Raw genomic sequence first — 9,432 nt, forward strand, 5'->3', positions numbered from 1 at the left:
CTGCGGTCCTTTTCTGATACCGCTTCGAGTGGAGCGGCTGCCGCTCACAGCAGCGCTTTCGCCTTTTCGACGACGTTTTCGGGGGTAATGCCGAATTCCTTGTACAGCCGTTCCGCCGGGGCCGAGGCGCCGAAATGGGTCATGCCGACGAAATCCGAGGTGGCATCGCTGCCGCCTTCGCCCATCAGCAGCCAGTCCCAGCCCTGGCGCACGCCGGCCTCGATCCCGATGCGGACGGTGCCGGCGGGCAGAACCTCGCGCCGGTATTCCTCGGGCTGATCGCGGAACAGCTCCATCGTCGGGACCGACACCACGCGGGTCGGGACGCCGGCGGCCTCCAGCGTCTCGCGCGCGCTCACCGCGATCTCCACCTCCGAGCCGGTGGCCATCAGGATCACCTTGGGCGCGGCCGAGGCCTCGCGCAGGATATAGGCGCCCTTGGCCGACAGGTTTTCACCGGCGGTTTCACGCAGCAGCGGCAGGTTCTGACGCGACAGCGCCATGACCGAGGGCGCATCCACCGAATCCAGCGCGATTTCCCAGGCCTCGGCGGTCTCGATCAGATCGCAGGGGCGCAGCACGATGGTGTTCGGCGTGGCCCGGCAGATGGCCAGATGCTCGACCGGCTGGTGAGTCGGGCCGTCCTCGCCCAGACCGATGCTGTCATGGGTCATGACATAGATCGGACCCACGCCCATCAGCGCCGAAAGCCGCATCGCGCCGCGCGCGTAATCGGTGAAGGTGAGGAAGGTGCCGCCATAGGGCCGGAAGCCGCCATGCAGGAAGATGCCGTTCATCGCCGCAGCCATCCCGTGTTCGCGGATGCCATAGCGCATATAGCGGCCGGCACGGTTCTGGACGTTGAAATCGCCCAGATCCGGCGTCTTGGTATTGTTCGACCCGGTCAGGTCCGCCGAGCCGCCGAACATTTCCGGCAGCAGCGGGTTGATGACCTCCAGCACCATTTCCGAGGCGCGGCGGGTGGCCACCTTGTGCTTGCCTTCCAACGCCTGCTGTTTCAGCGCATCGATGGCCGGGCCGAGTTTCGGGCTGACCTCGTGCGAGACGCGGCGGGCGAATTCGTTGCGCTCGGCCTCGGGCAGGGCGTCGACCCGCTTCTGCCAGGCGGCGCGGTCGGCGGCGCCGCGCTGACCGGCCTTGCGCCATTCGGCCAGGATGTCGTCGGGGATGATGAATTCGGCGTGGTCCCAGTGATAGGCGCGGCGGGTGGCGGCGATTTCCTCGGCCCCCAGAGGCGAGCCGTGGGCGCCCGCAGTGTCCTGCTTCTTGGCCGAACCGAAGCCGATGATGGTCTTGCAGTCGACCAGCGTCGGGCGGCCGTCGGATTCGGCGGCGGCGGTCAGGGCGCGGTCGATATCGGCGGCGTCGTGGCCGTCACAGGACAGGACGCGCCAGCCCGAGGCTTCGAAGCGTTCATGCTGATTGGTCCTGTCGGCAAGGCTGACACGGCCGTCGATGGTGATGTTGTTGTTGTCCCACAGCACGATCAGCTTACCGAGCTGCTGGGCGCCGGCAAGGGCGATGGCTTCCTGGCTGATGCCCTCCATCAGGCAGCCGTCGCCGGCGATCACCCAGGTGCGGTGGTCACAGATCTTGTCGCCGAATTCGGCGCGCATGGCTTCCTCGGCCACGGCGAAGCCGACCGAATTGGCGATGCCCTGACCCAGCGGGCCGGTCGTGGTCTCGATTCCCTCGGCATGGCCGTATTCCGGGTGACCGGCGGTTTTCGATCCCCATTGCCGGAAATGCTTGATCTCGTCGAGGGTCATGTCCGCGTAACCGATCAGATACAGCAGTGCGTAAAGCAGCATGGAGCCGTGACCCGCCGACAGGATGAAACGGTCGCGGTCGAACCAGTGCGGCGCCGAGGCGTCGAATTTCAGATGCTTGGTGAACAGGACCGTGGCCACATCAGCCATGCCCATCGGCATGCCGGGATGGCCGGAATTGGCCGCCTGCACAGCGTCCATGGCCAGCACCCGGATCGAGGTGGCAAGAGCCCAGTGCTGCGGGTCAGCCTTGCGGCGTGCGTCGAGGTCGATTTCCATGGCGCTATCCTTGCAAAGAAAGTTGGAACCCTGATAGCAGTTGCGGGCCCGGTTTCAAGCGCCAGTGATGGCTGCGGCGCCGATGGTGTTCCGGGCCCCCGATCCGCGGCCGGGGCAGCAAATGCGGGGAAAAACCTTGCTATCTTGTGGAAACGGGCGTTGACTTGGGGCGACGAATCCCTCATATGGACGCTTCCGGCCGGGCATCCGCTTTTGGCCGGTATGTTATTTTCAACCATCACCCTTGACCGGGTGCGCCGTCCGAAGGCGGGCCGAATGCCCCGAAACGCCAGCATATGCTGGGGCCGCAGGATGCGAGATACGAAGGAAGAAGCGATGTTCGCAGTTCTCAAGACGGGCGGCAAGCAATACCGCGTTCAGGCGGGCGACGTGCTGCGCGTGGAAAAACTGGCCGCCAATGCCGGCGACAAGGTCCAGTTCAACGAGATCCTGATGGTCGGCTCGACCGTGGGCGCGCCGCTGGTTGCCGGCGCTGCCGTGCAGGCCGAAGTCATCGACCAGATCAAGGCCGACAAGGTCATCACCTTCGTCAAGCGCCGCCGCAAGCACAGCTCGCAGCGCACCCGTGGCCACCGTCAGCAACTGACGCTGCTGCGCGTGACCGATGTGCTGGAAAAAGGCGCCGAGAAGTCGGGTGTGAAGGAAGCTCTGGGCATGCGCGCCGCTGGCGCCGCCGTGGCTGCCGAAGCCCCCGCGCCGAAGGCGAAAAAAGCCGCCAAACCCAAGGCCGATGCCGCCGAACCCGCTGCGAAGAAGCCCGCGCGCGCCAAGAAGGCCGCCGCCGCTTCGGACGAAGCCTGATCTTTGGAAGGGGTGCCTTCGGGCAACCCGTGAACGGAACATTCGGTCAGCAGGGCTGACCACAGTGCAAGAGGACTAAGTCATGGCACACAAGAAAGCAGGCGGTTCGTCCCGCAACGGCCGCGACTCGGCCGGTCGCCGTCTCGGCGTGAAACTGTTCGGCGGCCAGTCGGCCATCGCCGGCAACATCATCGTGCGCCAGCGCGGCACCACCTGGTGGCCGGGCGCCAATGTCGGCATGGGCCGCGATCATACCCTGTTCGCCCTGACCGATGGCGCGGTGACCTTCAAGAAGGGTCTGAAGGGCCGCACCTATATTTCGGTTCTGCCTGCGAATGCAGAGGCTGCCGAGTAAGCCGATATTAACCCGGCTGTGATAGGGGGGATCGGCGCAAGCCGGTCCCCTTTTGCTTTGGGGGCGGCTCTGCCCCTGTTGGAGGAAGTGTTATGAGTTCATTGGCTTTCGCGCCCGATCTGGCCGCAGAACAGCCCCTCATCGAAACCGAACGGCTGCTGCTGCGGCCGCTGCGCCGCTCTGACGTGGGGCTGATCGCGCATTACACCGCCGATCGCCGCGTGGCCGAGGGTACGCGCGCCATTCCCCATCCGCTGCCGCCGGGTGCGGCCGAGGCTTTCGTGGCCCGCGCGATGGAGCCGGGCCGGGACGAAGACGTCTGGGCCATCGACGGCTCTGCCCATGGTCTGGGCGAAGTGCTGGGCGTTGTCTCGCTGACCCGGATGGAAGACAAGCAGTCCGAACTGGGGTTCTGGGTTGGCGCCGGTTTCTGGAATACCGGCTTTGCGAGCGAGGCCGTGGCCGGGCTGGTGGCGGTCAACCCGCATGGGGCGCGGACGCTTTTCGCCGAGGTGTTTCAGGACAATCCCGGCTCGGCGCGGGTGCTGACCAATTGCGGCTTTGCCTATCTGGGCGATGCCGAAAGCTGGTCGGTGGCGCGCAATGCGCGGGTGCCGACCTGGACCTATCTGCGCCGGATGGCGGAATAAGACGTGAACCGGGGCGGACTGTCTGCCCCGGTTCCGCTTCAAATCCCCTGTGCCGGCCCCTATAAATCGGTATGACCTTCGAGAGGCCCGCGATGGATATGGACCGTTTCCAGATTGCCGATGACGTTGCCATCAGCCGCCTCGCCTACGGGATGTGGCGCATCGCCGCCGATCCGGACACCAGTCCCGCCCATGTGCAGGCCAAGGTCGAGACCTGCCTGGCGCAGGGGATCACCACGATCGATCAGGCCGATATCTACGGCCAATACGGGGCCGAAGAAATTCTTGGCAATGCTCTGGCGACGGCGCCGGGGCTGCGCGAGCGGATCGAGATCGTGACCAAATGCGGCATCGTCGCGCCCGTCGGCCGTCATGCGGGGGCGCGGGTCACGCATTACGACACCTCGGCCGCGCATATCCTGGCCTCGGTCGAGGCCAGCCTGCGGGCCATGCGCACCGACCGGATCGATCTTCTGCTGATCCATCGCCCCAACCCGCTGATGGACCCGGCCGAGACCGGGCGCGTCCTGGACGATCTGCGCGCATCGGGAAAGGTCCGCGCCGTGGGCGTATCGAATTTCCGCCCGTTCGATGTCGAGCTGCTGGCCGACAACATGCATAGCCCGCTGGTCGCCAACCAGATCGAGATATCGCTGGCGGCACTGGAGCCTTTCACCAACGGGGACCTCGCCTTCATCCAGCGCGCCGGAATGCTGCCCATGGCCTGGTCGCCGCTGGCCGGGGGCGCGCTGCTGGCGGGCGGTCGGCCGGCGCTGATCGATGCCCTGCGCGCTATGGCCGAGGCCAAGGGCACGGAAATGGCGGCGCTGGCGGTGGCCTGGCTGTTGGCCCATCCGGCGGGGATCGTGCCGGTGATGGGCACCAACACGATGGAGCGGATCGCCGCGCTGAATGAGGCCCTGCGCATCCAACTCGACCCGGAGGACTGGTTCATCCTCTATACGGCCGCGCTTGGCCATGACGTGCCATGACCGAATTCGTTCCCGATCACACCAATGCCCGTGCCTTTCGTGACGCGCTTGGCAATTTCGCCACCGGCGTGACGGTGGTGACCATTCCGACCCCGGATGGTCCGCAGGGAGTGACCGCGAACAGCTTTGCCTCACTGTCGCTGGCGCCGCCGCTGGTGTTGTGGTCACCCGGCAAGTTCTCGCGCCGGCATGACCTGTTCGCGCAGGCACCCTATTTCAGCGTCCATGTTCTGGCCGAGGATCAGAAGGATCTGGCGGATCGCTTCACCAAGGGTGGCGCGCAGTTCGACGGGCTTGCGGTGGAAATCTCGCCCGAGGGGGTGCCGGTGATTCCGGGCGTGTTGACACGGTTCGACTGCGTGCAGGAGGCCGCCCATGACGCGGGCGATCATACGCTGGTGGTGGGGCAGGTGCTGCGGGTCGCGACCGGGGAAGGGCAGCCGCTGGTCTTTGCGCAGGGCCATTGGGGCCGCCACCGGGTCGATTGACGCGCGGGGGCGGCGGATGGGCCGCTTTCGGGATATTTGGACCAGAATGAAAGCCGGCGCCATCGGCCCCGGCATCATGCGTTACAGGCCGTAGATGGCGCTGAACTTGTCCTCCAGATAGTCCAGCAGCGGATCGGCCGAGACGGGCGCGCCGCTGGCCTGTTCGATCAGCGGCACGGCCGGGATCAGCGCGCCGTGGCGGTGGACATTCTCGCGCAGCCATTCAACGGCGGGGGTCGCATCGCCCCGTTGCAGCGCGGCGTCGAGGTCCGGGACGGCGGCATGCATCGCCCGGTTCAGGCAGCCGGCATAGACATTCCCAAGCGCATAGGTGGGGAAATAGCCGAACAGCCCGATCGCCCAGTGCACGTCCTGCAGCACCCCGTTCGAGGGCTTGTCGACGGCGACGCCGAAATCCTTCAGGAAGCGGGCGTTCCAGGCCTCCTCCAGATCGGCGGTCAGCAGGCGGCCTGCGATCAGATCGCGTTCCAGATCGAAGCGCATCATGATGTGCAGGTTATACTGCACCTCGTCCGATTCGGTGCGGATATAGCCCGGGGTGACGCGGTTCACGCTGGCATAGAAATCATCGGCATTGTCGATATTCAGCCCGTCGAAGGCATCCGACATGCGGGCGAACAGCCATTCCGTGAAGGCGCGCGAGCGGGCGATCTGATTCTCGGCGATGCGCGATTGCGATTCGTGCACGCCAAGCGAGACCCCCCGCCCGAGCGCGGTGAAGGCATAATCGCTGTCGATGCCCAGTTCGTAATTGGAATGGCCGACCTCGTGAATGGTCGAGTAGAGGCAGTTGAACGGGTCCGAGGTCACCACGCGGGTGGTAATGCGGCTGTCCTGCCAACGGCCCGAACTGAACGGATGGACCGCCAGATCCATGCGTCCGCGCGACCAGTCATAGCCGAAGGCGGTGGCGCATTGGCGCGCCAGCCGCAGCTGGGTTTCGGACGGGAACTGCCCGGCCAGTTGAACGGGCTGGCGGTCGGCACCCAGCACATCGTCGCGCAACTGCACCAGACGCGGGCGCATCTCGTCGAAAATGGTGGCGATCGAGGCCGCGGTCGCACCCGGTTCGTAATCGTCCAGCAGCGCATCATAGGCATCGCCGCCATCGGCGATCGCGGCGGCTTCCTCGCGTTTCAGCATCAGGATTTCGGACAGCGCGGGCAGGAAGGCGCCCACATCCTCGTTCGCGCGGGCCTCGGCCCAGATGCCCTGCGCAAGCGAGGTCTGCCGCGCCAGTTCCGTCGCCAGCCGCGCCGGGATGCGGGTCTGGCGGCGATAGTCGCGCCCGATCAGTTCCAGCATGCGGGCGTCTTCCTCGTCCTCGATTTCCGATTCGGCGCCGTCCAGCCATTCGCCGATGCGTTCATCGGTGCGCCGCTCGTGCAGGATCGCCTCCATCGCGGCCATTTCCTCGGCCCGCTGTTCGGCCGCCCCGCGCGGCATGACGGTTTCCTGATCCCAGCCAAGGCGTTCGGCGACCGAGGACAGGGCCTCGGTCGTGCGCTGGAATTCCATCAGGGCGTCAAAATCGCTCATCTCGCAGCTCCGCGGATCGAGGTTTCATAGGGGTAGCGGGCATTGTGGCGCGCGCGGATGATCAGGACGAACAGCGCCACCGCGCCCAATTGGTGCAGCAGCGCGAGCGCCAGCGGCGCGCCGTGGATGACGTTCAGAATGCCTAGCATCACCTGTGCGGCCATGGCCACCAGCATGACGCTGAAGGCGCCCCGTGTCACGGGATGGGGCGAGCGGCGTGCGCGCGCCCAGACCACGATGCCGAAGATCGCCAGCAGATAGCCCACCATGCGGTGGACGAACTGCACCAGCGCCGGGTTCTCAAAGAAATTCCGCCAGCCGAGCGCGGGATCCCAGATCGCTACCGGAATCCACTCGCCGCCCATGGTCGGCCAGCCGGTATACTGGCGGCCGGCGTCGATGCCGGCGACAAGCGCGCCCAGCAGGATTTGCAGGAAGGCGAAATGCATGAGGCCTGTGGACATGGAGAACAGCTTGGATTCGCCTGCACGGCGGGCGCGCAGCAGGTCGGCCTCTGACCGCGACAGCTGCATGGCATACCAGGCAATCAGGCCCAGAATCGCGAAGGCGAGGCCGAGGTGAATCGCCAGCCGGTAGCTGGCGACCGAGGTGAGCGTCGTCGTGGCCACGCCGGAATGGACCATCCACCAGCCCACGGCGCCTTGCAGGCCGCCCAGGACGCCCAGACCAAGCAGGCGTGGCGTCCAGCCCGGCGGGATGCGCCTGGTGGCCCAGAAGAAGACGAAGCCAAGCGCCCAGACGAGGCCCACCAGCCGACCCAGCAGCCGGTGTGACCATTCCCACCAGTAGATACGCTTGAAGCCCGCCAGATCCATACCCGCGTTTTCCTGCGTATATTGCGGGATCTGCTTGTAGGCGTCGAACTCGGCCTGCCAGGCGGCCTGATCCATGGGCGGCAGGGCCCCGGTGACGGGCTTCCATTCGACGATGGACAGGCCCGAGCCGGTCAGCCTCGTGGCGCCGCCAAGGGCGATCATGGCCACGACCATGACGAAGATCAGGATCAGCCACGCCCGGATGGCGCGGCGTGCGCCCTTCGGGCCGGCGTCGATCATCCCGCCTGCGGGCGGGGCCGGGCGTGGGGTATCGGCGGTGACGTCTTGGAAGACCGGGCGCTTGGCCATGGAAACTCCTGCCTTGGACTGGGCCATGGCTTAGCCTGTGGGGGCAGGGGCGTCCAGCGGATCAATCCGGCGGGCGGACCTCAAGCTGATCCATGGGCGCGAATTTCGATTCCGGGCCTGGATTCAGCCTGTCCAGAAGGCAGCCGTTGCGGGCATCGAATTGCGCCTCACCCCCCAGCCGGATGCGGTCGGGCAGTTCGAAGGCGGCGCAGAGACGCCAGTGGCGGTCATCGACGCGGGAATAGCGATAGGTCTCGCCGGTTTCGGGGTTTTGCAGCACGAAAGGCGAGGGGCAGAGATCGGTCATTTGCGGGGCGTCGGGGACGCGCCCACTTTCTTCGGCCTGACAGCGAATATTGGCGCTGATCTGCCGCAGATCCCGCAGCCGGTCATCATCGCGGCCCTCCTTGCGCGAGCGGACGGGACCGCCGCTGACGACCAGCCCTGCCAACACGGCGAGCGCCGCGCACAGCGCGATGGCGAGGGTGGCGGTGCCGCGCTTCTCAGTCATGCATCTCTCCGCGCGCATAGGCGATGACCAGCCCGGCCACCGCCGCCACGATCAGCGCCTTCAGGATGAAGCGCAACGTGATTTCGCCGTCCAGCAGCATATAGATCGCCGTCACCAGATCGCTCAGCAGCACCACCGCCGCGATCAGCAGCGCGATCGAGGCGCACCATTGCCGGACCAGCGAACGGCGCCCCAGTTCGCGTTCCGGCCCGCGCGAGATGATCCGGTTCAGCAGCAGAAAGACCGGGGTGAAGGTGATGAGCGAGGCCATCGGCCCGTTCATGCTGCGCCGGGTGGCACCGTCGACCCCGCCCGGCGGCAGGATGAGATTGTCGACCAGCCCGAAGCCCAGCTGGCACAGCTGGAAGGCCACCACCGCAAGCGAGATGAACAAAAGCCCGTAAAGCAGCCCCTCGCGGGCGGACAGATAGGGGCGCGGGCGGGGAATGGGGGGCATGCCGGAGGCGCTGATCCAGGCGGAGAGCGCTTCGGCCCTTTCGCGGTCCGACCAGCCGGCATCGGCAAGGACCGCATCGATTTCGGCGGGGCTGCGCCCGGCCTCCAACGCGGCATGGACGAAATCGGTGATCTGGCGCGATAGGGACATTATGGGGCCTCCGGGGCGCGATCTGTGCAAAGACCGGGGTTTTCCGCAAGTCATAAAAAAATTCGGAGCAGCCGCATTTTTTCGCTTGCAGCCCCCGGCGGCCTGACCTAAATCGCCCCTCACCGGCGGCAATGACGCTGGGTCGAGACTGATGCGGGCGTAGCTCAGGGGTAGAGCATAACCTTGCCAAGGTTAGGGTCGTGAGTTCGAATCTCATCGCCCGCTCCAGTTTC

General features: G+C 66.1%; 10 protein-coding genes and 1 tRNA gene. 6 read left to right on the forward strand and 5 right to left on the reverse strand.

Translation table 11 applies throughout. From position 1 onward, the window contains the following. Positions 1-44: 44 nt before the first annotated feature. Positions 45-2,063 carry a transketolase gene (gene tkt, locus H1S04_RS11780; RefSeq protein WP_181745789.1) on the reverse strand — a complete coding sequence of 673 codons (2,019 nt, stop codon included), beginning with the start codon at positions 2,061-2,063 and terminating at the stop codon, positions 45-47. A gap of 342 nt (positions 2,064-2,405) precedes the next feature. Here tkt and rplU point away from each other — a divergent pair, with 342 nt between their 5' ends. The 5 genes from rplU to H1S04_RS11805 all read left to right on the forward strand — a co-directional run bounded on the left by rplU (position 2,406) and on the right by H1S04_RS11805 (position 5,376). Further along, a complete protein-coding gene (rplU, locus tag H1S04_RS11785) occupies positions 2,406-2,891 on the forward strand; it encodes a 50S ribosomal protein L21 (protein ID WP_255435593.1) in 486 nt (161 codons plus the stop codon). A gap of 82 nt (positions 2,892-2,973) precedes the next feature. Beyond that, on the forward strand, positions 2,974-3,246 hold the full coding sequence (gene rpmA / locus H1S04_RS11790; protein ID WP_166325789.1) for a 50S ribosomal protein L27: 273 nt from the start codon (positions 2,974-2,976) through the stop codon (positions 3,244-3,246). Between the two features lie 92 nt (positions 3,247-3,338). Next, positions 3,339-3,896 carry a GNAT family N-acetyltransferase gene (locus H1S04_RS11795; protein WP_181745776.1) on the forward strand — a complete coding sequence of 186 codons (558 nt, stop codon included), beginning with the start codon at positions 3,339-3,341 and terminating at the stop codon, positions 3,894-3,896. A gap of 98 nt (positions 3,897-3,994) precedes the next feature. Continuing rightward, positions 3,995-4,888 carry an aldo/keto reductase family oxidoreductase gene (locus H1S04_RS11800; protein ID WP_181745790.1) on the forward strand — a complete coding sequence of 298 codons (894 nt, stop codon included), beginning with the start codon at positions 3,995-3,997 and terminating at the stop codon, positions 4,886-4,888. After that, positions 4,885-5,376, forward strand: a complete 492-nt coding sequence (locus H1S04_RS11805; RefSeq protein ID WP_181745777.1) for a flavin reductase family protein — start codon at positions 4,885-4,887, stop codon at positions 5,374-5,376. The genes H1S04_RS11800 and H1S04_RS11805 overlap by 4 nt, the downstream gene beginning before the upstream one ends. A gap of 81 nt (positions 5,377-5,457) precedes the next feature. On the opposite strand, the gene H1S04_RS11810 is transcribed toward H1S04_RS11805, so the two are convergent. From H1S04_RS11810 to H1S04_RS11825, 4 genes are all read right to left on the reverse strand, one after another. Beyond that, positions 5,458-6,936 (reverse strand): carboxypeptidase M32, encoded by a 1,479-nt coding sequence (locus H1S04_RS11810; RefSeq protein ID WP_181745778.1) that lies wholly within the window; start codon positions 6,934-6,936, stop codon positions 5,458-5,460. After that, entirely contained in the window at positions 6,933-8,081 is a 1,149-nt protein-coding gene (gene ctaA, locus H1S04_RS11815; RefSeq protein ID WP_181745779.1) for a heme A synthase, read from the reverse strand. Before ctaA ends, H1S04_RS11810 begins: the two co-directional genes overlap by 4 nt. A 61-nt stretch (positions 8,082-8,142) precedes the next feature. After that, on the reverse strand, positions 8,143-8,592 hold the full coding sequence (locus H1S04_RS11820) for a hypothetical protein (protein WP_181745780.1): 450 nt from the start codon (positions 8,590-8,592) through the stop codon (positions 8,143-8,145). Further along, positions 8,585-9,199 (reverse strand): DUF5671 domain-containing protein, encoded by a 615-nt coding sequence (locus tag H1S04_RS11825; protein ID WP_181745781.1) that lies wholly within the window; start codon positions 9,197-9,199, stop codon positions 8,585-8,587. The genes H1S04_RS11820 and H1S04_RS11825 overlap by 8 nt, the downstream gene beginning before the upstream one ends. Before the next feature lie 153 nt (positions 9,200-9,352). Between H1S04_RS11825 and H1S04_RS11830 the strand changes: the two genes are divergently transcribed. After that, positions 9,353-9,427 (forward strand) — tRNA-Gly (locus H1S04_RS11830). Positions 9,428-9,432: the final 5 nt, after the last annotated feature.

It is taken from the genome of Paracoccus sp. S1E-3, from assembly GCF_013868135.1.
In the GTDB taxonomy this organism is placed as follows: Bacteria; Pseudomonadota; Alphaproteobacteria; order Rhodobacterales; family Rhodobacteraceae; genus Paracoccus.